The sequence below is a fragment of the Methanoculleus sp. UBA374 genome, assembly GCA_002508705.1.
GTDB lineage: Archaea > Halobacteriota > Methanomicrobia > Methanomicrobiales > Methanoculleaceae > Methanoculleus > Methanoculleus palmolei.
Genome location: DAYL01000034.1, coordinates 21211 through 37884, shown reverse-complemented (window position 1 = coordinate 37884; position 16674 = coordinate 21211). Strand labels below are relative to the sequence as shown.

15 protein-coding genes are annotated in these 16674 nt (G+C 60.7%); 5 read left to right on the top strand and 10 right to left on the bottom strand.

The genetic code is table 11. From position 1 onward, the window contains the following. Window positions 1–76 precede the first annotated feature (76 nt). Genes BRA42_RS13485 through BRA42_RS13465 form a run of 5 tightly spaced genes read right to left on the bottom strand, consistent with a single transcriptional unit; the run spans window position 77 to window position 4640 of the window. A complete protein-coding gene (locus BRA42_RS13485) occupies window positions 77–646 on the bottom strand; it encodes a DUF357 domain-containing protein (RefSeq protein ID WP_292410230.1) in 570 nt (189 codons plus the stop codon). Then, on the bottom strand, window positions 643–1395 hold the full coding sequence (gene dph5 / locus BRA42_RS13480; RefSeq protein ID WP_342770889.1) for a diphthine synthase: 753 nt from the start codon (window positions 1393–1395) through the stop codon (window positions 643–645). Before dph5 ends, BRA42_RS13485 begins: the two co-directional genes overlap by 4 nt. A gap of 31 nt (window positions 1396–1426) precedes the next feature. Further along, window positions 1427–2146, bottom strand: coding sequence for an RAD55 family ATPase (locus BRA42_RS13475; protein ID WP_292410233.1), 720 nt, complete (start codon window positions 2144–2146; stop codon window positions 1427–1429). After that, window positions 2146–4005 (bottom strand): ferrous iron transport protein B, encoded by a 1860-nt coding sequence (feoB, locus tag BRA42_RS13470; RefSeq protein ID WP_292410235.1) that lies wholly within the window; start codon window positions 4003–4005, stop codon window positions 2146–2148. The genes BRA42_RS13475 and feoB overlap by 1 nt, the downstream gene beginning before the upstream one ends. After that, complete coding sequence (locus tag BRA42_RS13465; protein ID WP_342770888.1) at window positions 4002–4640, bottom strand: metal-dependent transcriptional regulator; 639 nt, start codon at window positions 4638–4640, stop codon at window positions 4002–4004. The genes feoB and BRA42_RS13465 overlap by 4 nt, the downstream gene beginning before the upstream one ends. Window positions 4641–4802: 162 nt before the next feature. Between BRA42_RS13465 and BRA42_RS13460 the strand changes: the two genes are divergently transcribed. Together BRA42_RS13460 and BRA42_RS13455 are read left to right on the top strand one after the other, a co-directional pair. Next, complete coding sequence (locus BRA42_RS13460) at window positions 4803–6488, top strand: helix-hairpin-helix domain-containing protein (protein WP_342770887.1); 1686 nt, start codon at window positions 4803–4805, stop codon at window positions 6486–6488. After that, window positions 6485–7075, top strand: coding sequence for an undecaprenyl diphosphate synthase family protein (locus tag BRA42_RS13455; protein ID WP_292410317.1), 591 nt, complete (start codon window positions 6485–6487; stop codon window positions 7073–7075). The genes BRA42_RS13460 and BRA42_RS13455 overlap by 4 nt, the downstream gene beginning before the upstream one ends. Before the next feature lie 43 nt (window positions 7076–7118). On the opposite strand, the gene uppS is transcribed toward BRA42_RS13455, so the two are convergent. Further along, the gene (uppS, locus tag BRA42_RS13450) at window positions 7119–7898 is read right to left on the bottom strand and encodes a polyprenyl diphosphate synthase (protein WP_342770897.1); all 780 of its coding nucleotides are present in this window, start codon (window positions 7896–7898) and stop codon (window positions 7119–7121) included. Beyond that, the gene (locus BRA42_RS13445; protein WP_342770886.1) at window positions 7898–8830 is read right to left on the bottom strand and encodes a radical SAM protein; all 933 of its coding nucleotides are present in this window, start codon (window positions 8828–8830) and stop codon (window positions 7898–7900) included. Before BRA42_RS13445 ends, uppS begins: the two co-directional genes overlap by 1 nt. Before the next feature lie 261 nt (window positions 8831–9091). Here BRA42_RS13445 and BRA42_RS13440 point away from each other — a divergent pair, with 261 nt between their 5' ends. From BRA42_RS13440 to BRA42_RS13430, 3 genes are all read left to right on the top strand, one after another. After that, window positions 9092–9994, top strand: coding sequence for a DUF7289 family protein (locus tag BRA42_RS13440; protein ID WP_292410242.1), 903 nt, complete (start codon window positions 9092–9094; stop codon window positions 9992–9994). 5 nt (window positions 9995–9999) lie between these two features. Beyond that, entirely contained in the window at window positions 10000–11208 is a 1209-nt protein-coding gene (locus tag BRA42_RS13435) for a PKD domain-containing protein (RefSeq protein WP_342771302.1), read from the top strand. A 282-nt stretch (window positions 11209–11490) separates the two neighbouring features. Beyond that, complete coding sequence (locus BRA42_RS13430; protein ID WP_342770539.1) at window positions 11491–14046, top strand: PKD domain-containing protein; 2556 nt, start codon at window positions 11491–11493, stop codon at window positions 14044–14046. Between the two features lie 307 nt (window positions 14047–14353). Here the strand turns inward: BRA42_RS13430 and BRA42_RS13425 are convergent, their stop codons facing one another. The 3 genes from BRA42_RS13425 to BRA42_RS13415 form a co-directional block, all read right to left on the bottom strand. After that, window positions 14354–15535, bottom strand: coding sequence for a KamA family radical SAM protein (locus tag BRA42_RS13425; RefSeq protein WP_292410246.1), 1182 nt, complete (start codon window positions 15533–15535; stop codon window positions 14354–14356). A gap of 369 nt (window positions 15536–15904) precedes the next feature. Next, entirely contained in the window at window positions 15905–16282 is a 378-nt protein-coding gene (locus BRA42_RS13420; protein WP_292410248.1) for a Zn-ribbon domain-containing protein, read from the bottom strand. Window positions 16283–16305: 23 nt separating this feature from the next. Further along, complete coding sequence (locus BRA42_RS13415; protein WP_292410250.1) at window positions 16306–16674, bottom strand: DUF2073 domain-containing protein; 369 nt, start codon at window positions 16672–16674, stop codon at window positions 16306–16308.

The following is a 16674-nucleotide window of genomic DNA, read 5'->3' as shown; positions in this document are numbered from 1 at the left end:
TGATTTTATCGGATTTCGGCGGGATTGTCAGGATTCGGAAAACCCGCCGTCCGCGCACAGAGCATTACGAAGACCTCTAGACGGTGAAGAGTCCCCGGTCGCCGGTTATACGGAATAACCCGGCACGGATACCGGCATCAAGCCAGGCATACCCATAGCTGAACCGGGCGAGGGCCCCGGCAAGGTCGCCCGCTTCGAGGCACTCCACACCCCCGGTATACCAGGAGTGAGCCGCGGCATGGAGCGACTCGGCTCCCGCACAGAGGGGACTCGCCCTGTCCGGCCCCGTGCAAACCGCCATATAAGCATCAGAAAGCATCCGCCGGTAACGATGGGTCTTTTCATCCAGATGGGCGCTCAGTGAATCCGGGATGCATGCATCCACATCGACCGGGGGGTGGGCGGCAAGCGGTTCGAGCAGCCCGAGGCGCGAGCCCGCGTCGAGCCAGCCGATCCCGTATGCAAACGCGGCGAGCGCGTTTACCGGGTCACCCGCCCGGAGAAACGTTGTGCCGTCGCTCTGGTATGCTATGGCCATCTCGACCACCTCGTCCGCTGCCCGGTGGAGGAGAGTTCCCGCCGGAACGGCAATCCGGGTCCTGGAGAGGGACCCCCGGTAGAGAGTTCCGTAGTCTTCGAGGATCATAGGCCGGCAAAGACCTCCAGGTACTCGCGCTCCATGGGGTGGAGTTCCGCCGGCACGAGAAGGACATGGAGCGGAGGCCCGAAATCGGTCTCTTTGAGGTCCACGCCTGACCCGGCGCGAACCACCGGGGCCGCCGATCCAGCCCGGGCGATGCCCACGTAGAGTGCCGGCGGTTCGATGCCGAGCTTCTCCGCCATCTCTTCGAGGAGAGCGATCGCTTCGGGGATGCACATGTAGCGGTCCTTCTGGATATCAAGGTAGACGAGCGTATGGAGAGAAAGAGCGAGGTTTGCCGCAACCGTCTCGATCGGAGTCGTGGGGAACCACCCTTTCGCGGGGAACGGCACCGAACAGGATTTCCCGAACCGGTAATTCTGGAGACCGGAGAGGCCCGAGACGGCGCTCGATATGGACGAAGCGTGGATGATGGACGTCTCAATGCCGGCGGCGGCCGCCCGCATCCGTAAGTCGGCATGCGTCGTCGAGACCATGGGGTCCCCCCCGGTCAGGAACACCACCCGACCTCTCGCGGCACGTTCCAGGACCTCACGGGGGTCCTGCTCGACGTCCTCCCGCACGAGCACCCGGACCTCCTTGCCGAAGAACGCCTCCATCGCGGCGACATCCGTCCCCATCAGCCGGGACGTATACGACTCAAGGTAGATGGCATCGGCATCCCGGACGCAATCGAGACCTTTGACCGATATATCCCCGAGATCGTAGAGCCCGAGGCCCACAAACGTCAGCATGGCCGGTTCGACTCCGGAGCAGGCATCATCGTCATCCCTCAATCGTCAGTATGTCATCATCGTAGAAGTAGCGGATCCAGGGAGTCGTTCTGCCGCGGATGCCGATAACGCGGAAGCTCCGCTCCACCGGCTGCCTTCCGTCATCCGTCCTCACTTCAATGACAATGTTCATCAGCTGCTTGATCGTGGCTATGATCTTCTCATCGAACGACTCGCTGTTAAGGACATAGACGCCGATCCCCTCGATTTTCTTCACCCGGTTCGTGATGACGTGGAGAAACTTGAAGGTCACCTCCAGCCGCGCATACAGAAGGAGCGTCGAGACCGAATTGACGCAGAGCCGGACCGGCGGGGGCATCGGCCCCGGAGGATCGGCCATCACCCCCTCTTTCCACATATACTCCACCATCCGGAAGAACTTGATCCCCATGTTGGTCAGGTCGCGGGGGCTCGTGACGAACTTCACCTTCGCCGTGTCCTGCAGGGTCGGCACCGACGTCTTCGTGACCGCGTCGATGAACCCGATATGGCTCATGTTCACCCCTGCCCCCTTGAACACATCGGCGACGACGGCGACACGCTCGTCGGTCGTGATTGCAACGGTCCATTCCCCGGACTGGGGGCAGGTTATCCTGTACGCGAGGTGTTCCGCGTAGGCAAGAGGCGGTGCCAGGACGAGGATATTCGTGGCGGCCCGCAGGCCACCGAATTCCCTGTCTATCATCGGGATACCGGTTTTATAGAGATACATCACATCACCAGCGGCAGTATATGGAACAGAAGACTTCCGACGAGGAGGCCGAGGGCGACCGTATAGACCGTGATTGCAAGCGTGATCTTTGAACCGACCTCGCGCAGGAGGACGGTGATGGTCGCGAGGCAGGGGACGAAGAGGACCGTCACGACCGCAAAGATATAGAGTTGCAGAGACGAGAGCACCGCCCCGAGGTTCGCGGTCCCTGCGAGGATGGCAAGGGTCTCAAACGCCATCTCCTTACGGAGAATGCCGAAGACGAGCGCCGTCGCCGAGTAACCGGGCAGGCCGAGGAGGGCCATGGTGTAGGGCTCCACCAGTTGTTCGAAGGCGCCCATGACGCCGAAGAATTCGAGCAGTCCGAGAACGACGCTTCCCACGAGGAGCAAAGGCATGGCGATGAAGAGGAACTCGGAGAGGCGCAGCCAGGCCTTCTTCATCACGAGTTTCGGAACCGGCCGGCGGAGCGGCGCCATTTCCATGATCATGCCGAACCGCTCGCCGGGCGTCACCCGGGAGAGGAAGAGCCCCGTGATCAGGATCAGGACAAAGACGATGGCGTAGACGCTGAATGCCGCTCCGATACCGACAAAACCCGCCACAATCCCGGCAATGATGACGGACCGGGCCGAGCAGGGCACCATGGTGACCAGGAACGAAGCGATGACGCGCTCCCGCCGGGAGGAGAGAAGTCGTATGCTCATAATGGCCGGCACGTTGCACCCGAATGCCAGCGTCAGCGGGATGACCGCACCGCCGTGCATCCCGACCCGGTGCATCGCGTTGTCGGCGAGAAAGGCCGCCCGGGTCATATACCCGGAGTCCTCGAGGATAGAGATGATGATGTAGAAGAGGAAGACATACGGGAACGCTATCCCGAAACCCGCCTGGAGCGCGAGCAGGAGAGATTTTCCCAGTTCTTCCACCAGAGGGGGCAGCCCGAGCGCGAGGAACGGCTGGAGCAAAAAGACATCGAAGAACTCCACGATAACTTCCTCAAGAAACGATCCCGTGATGAAGACCACAAGAAGCATCCCCACGAGGATACCGAGCATGATGGGGATGCCCGGGAACACCCGCGTCAGGATGCGGTCGAGATCGGTTTTGGGGAGGTGGGCCTTCTCCTTTATGGTGAGTCCGGCGATTTCGTGGGCGAAGTTGTGCCGGTTGGCCGCGATGATCTGGGCGACCGTCATCCGGTGCCGGGACTCGATCTCGTCGGCAATCGTCCGTGCCGCTTCGAGCAACTCCGGATTATCGCCAAACCCAAGGAGCGCACGGATGCTCTCCTTTCGGTCGGTCCCGAACATCTTTTCAAGGCTCCGGATGGCAGCCTCGATGTGGTGATCGTAGGGGATCTCAATCGCCGACGGGCGGGGAGCGGCAAGAGCCGCTGGAATGATCTGGTCGATGTTCTTCCCCTGCGACGCGGCCGTCGGGATCACGTCGATGCCGAGGAGGTCGCGGAGCGGGCCGGGATCGATTTCGAGCCCCTCTTTTACGGCTTCGTCGGCCATATTCAGCACAACGACCATCGGAAGACCGTACTCCGCCACCTGGAGGAGAAGATAGAGGTTGCGTTCCAGACGCGTGGCGTTCAACACCACGATGACCGCATCGGTGTCCTTCTGTTCCAGGAACCGACGGACCAGATTTTCTTCCTCCGAACTTCCATCCAGGGAGTAGACACCGGGGAGGTCCACAAGTTCGATGATCTCCCGCTGGAAGCAGGTGTTGCCCCGCTGCAATTCGACGGTGGTCCCGGGGTAGTTGCTCACCTCGACGCCGAGACCGGTGAGCTGGCTGAAGATCATGGATTTGCCCACGCTGGGGTTACCGATCAGTGCAAACCTCATGGGCACGACTCCACAATGATCGATGTCGCTATCTCGGGGCTGATCGCAATGTCGCACCCTTTCACCCGGACCACGATCGACTGGTTCGGTAGTTTCCGCCGGATCTGCACGACTTCACCGGGGAAGATGCCGAGGTCGAGCAGCCTCCGGTTCCGCCGGGGCCCCTGGATCATCGCTACCCGGGCGGTATCCCCTTCCTTGCAGTCGAGCAGCGTGCAGGTTCCCTGCCCCCGGCGGCAGCGTCCCATATGCCGCCCCGGGGCGGTTTGCGCGTCGTCCATGTAGGTGGAGAGCCGATCGATGGTCTCGTCGGAGATGCCGTGCTCGAGCGTGCAGGCCTCTTTGCTTGCTCTCTCCGCATCAACGCCAAGCATCTCCGTCAGGAAGCACTGCAGGACACGGTGCTTTCGGGCAACCTGCGACGCGACCGCCGACCCGTTCTCGGTCAGCCTGACGGCATCGTCCGATACTCGCTCAAGGTATCCTTCCTCGACCAGGGAGGCGAGAGAAGCGTCGACGGTCGCCTTCTCGACGCCGAGTGCCGCGGCTATCTCCTGCGACGTCGCCGACTGCCTGCCGTTTTCCGTGATCGTGAGAATTGCTTCAAGGTAATCCTCAACTGTGGAAGAAAGCATGTTACACTTTCTTTCATTTCTACAAGTTTATGGATTTGGGTTATCATAGTCGTCTATGAAAAACAGCGCCGTGCCGTCTTCATGAACCGAACAGACGGGGGTTCGTCCGAAGCGCCTGACGAACGTTAATGCCTATATGGTTTTGCAAATGATCGATTGATCATGGAAAGCCCGGGTAAGCAGGTCACCAACAGGGATGTCGCCGAACGGCTCGCGTTCATGAGCCGTCTACTCGAGGTCGCGGGAAGCGACCGATACCGGATCGGGGCTTACGAGCGGGCGGCACGGCAGGTCGAGCGACTCCCCCTCCCGGTTGCCGGACTCGACGAAGAGGAACTGACCCGGGTCCCGGGCATAGGAGTCAAGATAGCCGGACAGATCCGGGAGATCGCCGCCACCGGATCGTTCCGGGAACTCAACGACCTGCAGACAGCCGTTCCCGGGTCGCTCGTCGAGCTGCTCGACGTTGCCGGGGTGGGACCCCGGACCCTGCGCGTCCTCTGGAAGAGACTCGGTGTCCGGACCGTGGAGGATCTCGCGCAGGCAGTGGAAGGGCACCGGATCAGGGCGCTCCCGGGTTTCGGCGTAAAGAAGGAAGAGATGATCAAAAGAGGCATCAGGCAGCTTCGCCGGAAATCGGACCGGATGACCAGACAGCAGGCCGAGGCCGTGCTTGCGAGCGCGCGAGCATTGCTCCCTCGCGGAGGGTATGCGGTCGCGGGGAGCTACCGGCGAGGGTCAAGTACCGTCGGCCGGATTGAGATTGTCGCTATCGGAGACCGGAGCACATTCTTGCACCGTCCTGGAACCGCCGCCGACGGGGTCGCCGGCGAGAGCGCTGAAGAAACCGTGCTCTTTGTCAACGACGCCGAACTGAACATCCGATTCACCGACCCCGAACGGTGCGGCACCGCACTCCTCTGCGCCACCGGCTCCCGCGGGTTTTTAGACCGGCTCGGTGCGGTAGCACAGAAACAGGGTTACCGGCTTGACCGAAACGGCCTCGCGGACTCGGCGACCGGGAAACTGCAGACGTTCGAGAGCGAGGAGGAGGTCTTTGCGTTCCTTGGCATGGCGACTATCCCGCCGGAACTGCGCGAGAACCGGGGCGAGGTCGAACTTGCCCTCCAGCACGCCCTCCCCGACCTTGTCGACCTCCACGAGATACGGGGGGACCTCCACGCCCACACCACCTCAAGCGACGGCCGCCAGTCGCTGGAAGACGTGGCAGAGGCAGGAGATGCCCGGGGCTATGAGTATATCGCAGTCACCGACCACTCGTCACGCATGAGCCCGGATGCTCTCGCAAAGCAGCGGGTCGAGATCGAGCGGGTCAACCGGCGGCATGTCTGCCAGCTCCTTGCCGGGAGCGAGGTGGAGATCAAGAGCGACGGGAAGTTAGGGTATTCGAATAAGGTCCTTGCAGACCTGGACCTGGTGATCGCCTCGGTTCATACTGGATTCAGCCAGGACCAGGATACCCTGACCCGGCGGGTCCTCACCGCGATGGAGAACGACCACGTCGATATCATTGGCCATCCTACCGGGCGCCTCCTCGGCCGGCGACCGCCGTACGCAATCGATCTTGTGCGCGTGGTCGCTCATGCGGCGGAGACGGGGACCGCCCTTGAGATCAACGCGTCGCCCCACCGGCTTGACCTTGAGGATATTTATATCTGGCACGCGAAGAAGAAGGGAGTGAAACTGGCTGCAGGAACAGATGCTCACAGGATTGGCGAATTCTCGAATATGCGCTACGGCGTTATGCTGGCGCGCCGGGGCTGGTGCACCGCGAGCGATATTATAAACACCCTCTCTCTATCCGGGTTGCTGGAGTGGAGGTCGTGATCTACCGTCTCTACGAGAAGATCCTCCTTCGGGACCTCCATACGCTTCCGGAGCAGATCTGTTTCATGATCACCGAGCAGGATATGCTCGACGCCCCGGGCAACCTCTACCGCGCCACCCAGTGGTGCCGTGACCTCGGGATCAGGAGCGTCATGTTCCACATCAGTACCACCGACCCGGCCCGGCTGGAGCAATGCCTTCCGCAGATCCGCGCGATCTCGTCGATTGCGCACCTGACCCTGCACTACCTGGACGGAATGGAGGCGAGCGGGGAAGGTATGGACGTAACGGTGGCGATCGGGAAGAGCGGGCGGGAAGAGATCGCCGACTGCGTGAGAAGGATGGCCAGAGACGGTGTAGACCCATCTTCGGTCGACGAAGACCTGCTGGAGTCATACCTCACCTTCAACTACGAACCGGACCTCGTCATCAAAACGGGCGGCAACCACCTGACCGACTTCCTCATATGGCAGTCGGTCTACTCCGAACTCTTCTTTCTCGACGTCAACTGGGCGCTTCTGCGGAAAGTGGATTTTCTCCGGGCACTCAGGGATTACCAGTCGCGCGCGCGCCGGTTCGGGCGATGAGATGTATCCGGCGCGAGGTCCGGAAAACCCTCTGCCTTTATCGTCAGGACCGACTCTCTGCACGCTCCTTCAGGCGCATGCGCTGGTCATAGACGCGCATCGCCCGCAGGAGATCGATCTTCCGGAACGCCGGCCAGTAGGGGGCGCAGAAGTAGACGGCGGACTCGTGGCCGTTCGCGAGCCAGGGGAGGAAGTTGGATGTCCGGTAGTCGTTGCCGGTGCGGATGATCAGGTCGACGGGGGGTATCGGCGCTCCCCGGTTGAGGTGGCTCTCGATGGTCGCGGTGCTGATAGCCCGAGGATCGATGACGCCCTGCTTTATTTCATTCAGTATTGACCGGGTTGCATGCACGATCTCGTTTCGGCCGCCGTATGCAAGCGCGATGTTGATGTAGTAGTCGGTGTAGTGCAGCGTCGCCTTCTCCGCCGCCTCAATGGTGGCAAGAAGGGCGTCGGGGAGGAGGGACCGGTCGCCGATCATCTGTACCCGGATATGGTTTTGATGCACCCGCTCGTCGGTCAGTATCGCGACAAATTTCTCCTGGAAGAGCGTAAAGAGCGATTTTAACTCGCTCTTATCCCTCCGGAAGTTCTCGGTGGAGAAGGTATAGAGCGTGATGTGCTGCACCCCGAGATCGCACGCCCAATCGAGGACATGCTCCGTGGTGTCCGCCCCGAGCCGGTGTCCTATTGCGGTATCGAACCCCTGTTCTTTGGCAAATCGGCGATTTCCGTCCTGGATCACCGCAACATGCCGGGGAATGTGCTTCACCTCCCATCGCAAACAGCGCTCATAGAGGGCCTCAATCCGGGACCTGAGTATCACAGAGGCGTCACCTCCACCACCATACCACCGTTGGGGTAGCGCTCGACGACGTACTTCCGGCCGGGCAGCCCGGCACCCTCGCCGGCAAGCACCCACCATGCCATCTCGACCCTTCCATCGCAGACCATATAATCATCCTCATCGAGGCTCGCCAGAAACTCGGTGACGGGGACCGCCGGTTCGAGCACCCCGTACACGACAGTCCCGTCATCGGTCACCTCTTCAAACGGACGCGCAGTATTGGCAGCGATCCGCTTTAACCGTTCCCGCAGCTGGACCGAGTCTTTGAAGACGGATGAGCAGAAATGGACTTTCGGGTCGTCGGGGAGTTCTTCCACCCAGCGGCGGGCGCCCAGCACCGCGTTATGCAGTCCGTCCTCGGGTTCGAGCCCGCGCGCGCGCATGGCGGCGGCGCAGGTCTCGCCCCACTCCAGTTCGTTGATGTTGAGGAAGTCAAGGAGCGGCAGCACGGCGGCAAGGGCGCCGATGCCCGGGAGCGCCGGCACCTCGATGCCGATGGAAAAACCCATTCGACGGGCGATGACGGCAGAACGGGCGTAGTCGGTCTCGCTGATGCGGGGCCAGGACTCGTGGGGCGGGTGGAGCCGGATCTCGTCGACCAGACCCTGCAGGCGCCGGAACATGGTTTCGTCCGGTGCAAGGCCGGTGTAGAGATGGATCTGGTGATCCTGGCCAAAATGCTCTTTGAGGGCCCGGCAATACTCCACCACGCGGTCAAGTTCAAGCAGCGGTTCGCCGCCGGTGACACCGGTCCCGAGAGCGCTCATGCACTCCGCTTCCTCGATGGCCTCCGACGGCGACGAGACCTGCCGGTCGTTTGCAAAAACAACATCCCGGCCTTTTCTCTCGCGCGAGAGCGGGCAGTACCAGCAGGTGCGGCGACACCGTCCGGTCACGAAGAGAACCATCTTTGCTCCCTGGTGGCAGAGGACACAACCCGGGCTCAGATGCGGCCCGTCGGAGGATACTCCCGAATCCTGTGGCATAAGACTGTATTATTTATGGCGGATGGAGATGAAAAGGTTTAATGATAAAGGAAGGAAGGGCAGAAAGACCAGATATGGGCATTAAATTGCCATACGCTCCAGGATTTTGCGTTTATCCTTCGGGCCGCAGGTGGCGGTGAACAATAAACAGATATAGGCCACGCACAGAAAATGATCCTGATAATGTCACCCAAGCCGCGCGATGACGGCCTCTCGGAGGTTGTCGGTTTCGTCCTTCTCCTCGGCGTGATCGTTGTCGCACTCTCGCTCTACCAGGTCTACGCAGTCCCTGCGGCGGGAAGGGAGAACGAGATCGCGCACATGAACCAGGTGAAGGACCGGTTCGTAGACTATAAGATCGGTCTGGATTCGCTCTGGGTGAACGAAAGACATGGGGTGCTCCTCTCGACGGCCTTCGACCTCGGGACGGGCGCGGGCGCGACCGGCGGCAGAGTCTTCACGCTCCCCATCTTTACTCCTGCGGGCTCGGGGGGGACGGTCTCGGTGATGAGCGGGGGGGCCAACCTGACGATTGAAGCCGGGACTGAGAGCACGACCATCCCCCTCGGCAGCCTTACCTACCGGTCCTCGAACAACTACTGGGTGGAGCAGACCTGGACTTACCAGATGGGCGCGGTCTTCCTCTCCCAGGAAGAGGGGACGACGGTGCGGGTCGGGCCGTCGATCGCGGCCTACAAAACCACCGACGGCAACACCACCCTCACCATCGCCCCGATCAGTCTCGACGGGGCGGCCACGATAGCGGGCTCGGGGCCGGTGCGGGTCGAGACAAGGATGCGCTCGAGCGGTTCTTCCTCCCTCAACGGGGCCTACGATCGGGTGAACCTGACCATCGAGGCTGGCGATCTGACGACGGCCAGAGCCTGGGAGAGAGGTTTTGGGGAGGTCCGGCAAAGGGCGATAGAAGAGGGGGTTGATACCTCGTCGTGGTCGATTGAACGGGACGGGAACACGACCCGGCTCATCGTCCGGCCGCCAGCAGACGAGAGCGAGACGGTGACCCTCAAGGTGTATCCGGCGAACTACACGGTGACGATCCATAACGCGGCGTCCCTGGTGGAGTGAGCGGTATGAGACAACATCGCGGTGAAGATGGAATCTCCGAGGTGGTCGGGGCCATGCTCCTGGTCGGCGTGACCGTCCTCGCCGTGGTGATCGTGGCGGTAGTCCTCCTCTCCGGCTACCAGCCGGACGAGGTCCCCCGTGCAGCCATCGTCGCGGGGAACGAGAGCGGCCGCCTCGCCCTCGTTCACGAGGGAGGCGACCCCCTCAGGGCGGGGGAGTACCGGATCTACGTTGACAACGAGAGCGGCCTTGCTGACGGGACCGATGACTTCATCGGACTTGAAGACGGCGTCTGGTCGATCGGGGGAGTCCTCACCTACACAGGCGACGCAAACCCTACCCGCGTGATCGTGACCGCAGTCGCAGGGAGCGGCGAGACGATCCTTGCCGAGGTGGCCTTCAGGGGAGGGGGGAAGACGTTCTCCCCGGACCCGACGGAGCCGGGGGCCGGGACCGTCTCTGCAAACTTCACCGCCAACGCCACCTACGGCCCCGCCCCGCTTGCCGTCCGGTTCACCGACACCTCCACGGGCAGGCCGACCGCCTGGCTCTGGGACTTCGGAGACGGAAACACGTCGACTGTGCAGAACCCAACCCATACCTACGCGGCCCCGGGCAACTACACCGTCAGCCTGACCGTAACGAGGGCGGGAGCATCCGATACCGAAACAAAGACAGGATACATCACCGTTACAGCATCTTCAACCGGGCACGATGCCCTGCTCAACACGGCAGTGGGAAAAACGGGCTCTCTCATGCCGGGCGGCTATCTCGAATTCAAGGTGACCGGAGCCTACTCCTACATCGAGATCGGGGGTACGCGCTACGACCTCGCGATCGGCGATACGGTGAAACTGGTCATCGGAACGAGCGGAAGGGGCGAGATCTACATGAGCGGATCGACGATCACAACGTTTGCCTACGACGATGTAACGCTCTATATCAACGACGGCAGGAAAGGAACCGCAAAAATCAACGGCATCTACATCCAGAGCCACGAAGACCTCGTTTCAACACTGACACTGAACGTGCCGTCGAACAATATGTGGACACGGTTCACGGTGGATGATGAAACCATCATCGATGGTGATGATGACCGTGAAATTACCCTCTACAACCTGATGCCGGGAACGGATGGGCTGATGAATCTGAACAACGGGCAGGAGACGATCTACTTCGTGGGATCGATCACCAATTACATATTCTACGGGTAACGTTTATGGAAAACAACCAAAATGACGTGCAAACAATCTCCAGTCATTCACCCCGGGGCGAATACTGGATGGAATATGGAGGTTCGGCTCTGCCTGACCTCTTTGTGAAGAACCATCAGGCGTTGAGATGACCATAAGTTCCGCTCCTCGAGATAGTGTGATTTCTGCTGTCTCCGCTTCAATTGCCCTTGATAAGCGTGGCATTGCCGGAGGTAGTGTACAGAAAGTAAATGTATCGATGAAGACAACCAAGTTTCAGGACGAAACGTAAAAGGACCCTTCATGCCCGGCGACACCGCCGCCTCCGACCTCATCGGCGTCATGGCTCTCATCGCCGTCTTCGTGACGGCGGTAGCGATAGCCGGGGTGGCGCTCCTCTCCCACCCGCCCGGGGATGCGGCGCCCGCAATGATCGCCCGCATGGAGACCGATAGTGAGGGAGGGACCGTTTCAATCTACCACGACGGCGGCGACCCGCTTGAGAAGGGGCGCTTCGCGATCCTCGTCGACGGAGTCGACCGGACGGCCGATTTCAGCCTTATCGACGCCGCAGGAGAAAAGCATGAGATCTGGACGTCGTGGAAGACCGGGGAGGCCCTTGTCCTCGATACGAACGGAACGGAGAACCTCCGCATCCAGATTGTCGGAGAGGGCGTGAGACGCACCGGCGGCGACTGGCTCCTCCACGACCTCGGGAACGGCACGGCGGTGACGCCGACAACAGGACCCACACCGACAGAGACAGCAGGACCAACACCGGTGCCCCTTGCTGCGAACTTCACCGCCAACGTCACCTACGGCACCGCCCCGCTCGCCGTCCGGTTCACTGACACCTCCACGGGCGGGCCGACCGCCTGGCTCTGGGACTTCGGGGACAACGCTACCTCGACCGACCGGCACCCAACTCATATCTACGCGGCGCCGGGCAACTACACCGTCAGCCTGACCGTAACCCGGGCCGGGGCCTCCGACACCGAGACGAAGACCGGGTACATCATCGTCTCCTGCTGCTCGTCCCCGGGGCTTCTCGGCACCTATTACCCGACCAGAGAGTTCACCGGCACGCCGGTCCAGAGGGTCGATCAGAGACTCCGGTTCGCCGACGCGGAGGCCGGGAGAATATATCGTTGCGGTTCCGACGAAGAGGACTGGCCCAACAGCACTCTCAACAAGACCGAGCAGTTCAGCGTCGTCTATGAAGGTTACCTGCTCGTTCCGGCGGATGCCACATACACCTTCTACCTCACCTCAGACGACGGGTCGCGCCTCTGGATCGATGCCGTGGACGAGGGTGCCGAACCCCTGATCGACCACTGGGGTTACCACAAGCCGGAGGAGAAGAACAGTTCGATCCATCTCTCCGCCGGGTCGCACCCCATCAAGGTGAAGATGTTCGAGAACAACGGAGCGGCCGTCCTTTACCTTGAGTGGTCGTCGCCCGACTTCGAGCGCAAACCGGTCGATTCCTTCTGTCAGGGCACGGTGCAGGTCTCTGCAAACTTCACCGCAACACCGCTGAACGGCACCGCACCCCTTGAGGTGCAGTTCACCGACGCTTCCATGGGAGGGGTGACATCGTGGTTCTGGAACTTCGGGGACGGCACCACGTCGACTGTGCAGCATCCGAACCACACCTACACGGCGCCGGGAACCTACACCGTCAGCCTGACGGCAAGCAACGCCTGCGGGTTCTCGACCGAGACCAGGACCGACTACATAACCGTGCTGGCCCCGCCCGTTGCAAACTTCACCGCGAACGTCACCGAAGGAAACGCGCCGCTCGTCGTCCAGTTCAACGACACCTCGACCGGCAATGTGACCTCATGGTCCTGGGACTTCGGGGACGGCAACACATCGACCGAGCAGAACCCGGTGCATATCTACGAGAGCCCCGGCAACTACACCGTCAGCCTGACCGCAAGCAACGCCTACGGCAACGACACCTGGACCAGAGAGGACTACATCCGGGTTACAAAATCCTTCATCGATTTCATCATAGACGAGAACGTCTTCGTCTACGGAAGCGCCCTCCAGTTCGGCGGGAACAACGTCAACGGCCCGGGAGCAACGGTCATCGTTACCGGTGGGCTGACGACGAGTGACCTGAACGGCGGCGCCTCCATCGCCGTGACGGACATCTACATCGACGGCGACGTTACCCTCGACGACGGGAGCGCGGGCCTCGGGTCGGCAGAAAAACCCGGGTCCATCTACGTCAACGGGGACCTTGAGTTATGGAGAGGCGCAAGAGAGATCTATGGCGACGTGTACGTTGCCGGCAACTTCAGCCTGAAGGACGCGAAGATCCACGGGAACGTCTACGTCGACGGAGACCTCACACTCGAATGGACCCCCTGGATCGCGGACGATGCATACATCTACTACACCGGCACGAACACGACCCCCAGCAACTACAATGCCGATATCCTTGCAAAATGCATCCACCAGGCAACAGTGCCCGGATTCACCATGCCGGATCAGGGGATACCCTCCGTGAAATCTGACGAATGGTATGCGACACGAGGGTACGTCTCGGGCGGAGACCTGACGAGCAACATGAAGGTATTTGCCGACAGTTACACCTCCGAAGGTTGGAAGCACACCGCAACCAACGTCATCATCATCGCACGCACCGGCGACATCACCATAACAGGGCTGGGCGGTAGCGGTGTCACCGGCATCTTCTTCGCCCCGAACGGGAAGGTAACGTTTAATGGTGCATTCCTGGAGGGAGTCGTCGTCGCCCGCGACGGATTCGACGTCACCAGCGGCGGAACGACGGTCACCTTCAAGAACGTCGAGGTATACGTCAGCGACCCTGCGGACTATCCGTTCTGACGGGTGAAGATAAGGATCACAGGGCCGACCATAGCCCTCACCCCAAATATCATCTTCGCCCCACTCCCCGCCGTCGAGCAAGCATGAAAAGCCTCCCTGCCCCTAACCGGGAACGAAAACCCTTATAGACGGAACCGGTCCTGCTCGTGTGCATTCTCCGGCAGGCGGGCATATCTCCCGAGGAGTGGAGCGCAATTGAGGATTAAAACTCCATTCTAGGCCAGACTGCTCTTAGCGCATCTCAGGCGCCCAAACCCCCGTTCGCCCCGGCGTGAACTCCGCACCCGACGACAACCTCCCGGACAGCCTACATCGGCCCATCCGGCCCCGTCACCCTCCCCTCGTCCATCAGGTCCGTGTAATCGTCGAACCAGTAGGCCTCCGGGTTGCTCTTATAGACCATGAACCGGCCTATGTCCTCCGGGTTTTCCGCCTGGTTGTACTTGAAGAACGTGAACTCATCGGTCCGGCCCACCACCTCGATCTTCCCCGTCGCGTGGGAGATCACAAACCGGGCCCGCTTCGCCAGCCCCGAGCAGCCCGACCGCGCCTGCTCGAAGATCCGGTAGGACTCCTCCACCGGCACCGCGAACGTCCGGTTGCCGGTCGTCGGGCGGCACTGGAAGACATAGTAAGGATTCGCCCCGATCGAAGCGAGTCTCTCGAAGAGCGCAGCAAGCACCGCCGGGTCGTCGTTGATGCCGCGGATCAGAGGCGTCTGGTTCATGACGACCGCTCCGGCATCCTGCAGGAGAGAGACTGACTGACATGCAGCGTCGGTCAGTTCCCGCGGGTGGGTGAACTGCGCCATGACGTAGATCCGCTTTTCGTCCGTGCTGTACTTCCGGATCATATCGAGGAGCGCCGGGTTATCGGTGACCCGGAAGGGATCGTATGCAGGCACCTTCGTCCCTATCCGGATGACCCCGACATGATCGATCCCCCGGAGTCGCCGGACGATATCGGCCAGCCCGGCGGCCTCAAGCATCAGCGGATCGCCTCCGGTAAGCAGGACGTTGGTGATCTCCGGATGGTCCCGGATGTAGAGAAGTCCCTCCGAGACGTCCTTAGTCACTTCGCGCGCACTCTTGATGAAGAGACGCTTGCGGAAGCAATAACGACAGAGACCGCCGCAGAGGTCGCTGACCAGCAGGAGAGCAGTCTCCCGGTATTTGTGCTGCAGCCCCGGCGCCATGGTGTATCGGTGTTCGGACGACGGGTCAAGTTGCCCCCAGGGCTCCAGTTCCTCAAGGGTCGGGATGATCAACCGCCGGATAGGGTCCCGGGGATCGCTCCAGTCGATCAATGAGAGGTAATAGTCGTTTGCGCGAAACGCAAAGAGTTCCGTTACCCGCGCAAGGTCGGCACGCTCCTCCGGAGGGATACCGGAGATCCTATCGAGCGATGATAGGTAGACCGGAGTTCTGGTATCATTGATCTGGCCCGTTGCATCATCGACCGGATTCTGGGTATCATCTCTTGTGTTCATGGGAATGCCTCCAGACCGACACTCTGCCGTGCATGATGCGACCCGCACAGGCCGGGGGACAGGTGCATGAGAGCGAGAGCGAGAAGAAGATCCGATCTACGCGCAAAGATTCATGAGAGATTCATGCTCTCATGCAGGAAACCGTCGTTTCGGCATGTATCACAGAGTGTCGGGTTTGGTTTGTACCTGAAAAAAGGGTCTGACGATATTTAAACATTCGGTTTGAGGTGCAAAAATGCAGGGATCTCGCCCGGATTCCCATCGACTCCCCGGTTCGTCAGGGCAGGGCGGGAGTGCAGATACCCGGGCGGAAGGGCAATGCCTCTCCCGCTTACAGGGGGTCTCCGACCGGTGAAACGGTCGGAGGCGCTATCTCCTCTTCTTTCTGGCCATCGAGAGGATATCCACCACGTATCTTCCTTCTTTCTCCAATCCGACGACAACTTCATCAGATCTGGCCAATTTATCGATGTTCAGTTCGTACGAACCCGGCCCGAGGATCCGGATGCTCTCAATCCGCTCAAAGACCTCGATCTCCTCTTTTTTCCGGTCCTCGCGGATCTCAAGCACGTTCTCACCCGTTTCCCGGGCTATTTCGTCGATGGTCTTCTCTTTCAGCACGTCGTCGTGCCGTTCGGCCTCACGAATGTAAAGAAACTTCTTTCCGCCACAGCTCGGGCACCCCTTCAGTATCTTCGTCGAACCGTCCTCGAATTCCCTGCCGCATTGCGTACACTTGTGAGGCATATCTATCACCCGTACTTATCCCGCTACTTTGAAGATGAGACCCACGCACTGATGAGGTCTTTCTCCTTCTTAAGGGTCCGAAGCTGGTTTGCAGGCCCGATCACGGTCAATCGGCTCTCAGAGCGCTTCCCTCCAAGCAGTTTGCCGAGGAATCCGGTCGGCGCTTCCCGAATCGGATAGGTCTCCATCTCAATCCCGGAAAACCCGTCGGGCGCGATCTCCCGCATCGTGATCTCGATAAGTTTACTCTGTTCGTCCGGCGCGAGACCCTTCTCCAGAACAACGATGTTCCCCTCCATGACATCGTCAAGGATCAGGCGAATCTTCTCCATGGATGTGAGCCGGTCGAGGCGATCTGCCGAAATAAGGTCTATCTGTACACCCTGTATCAT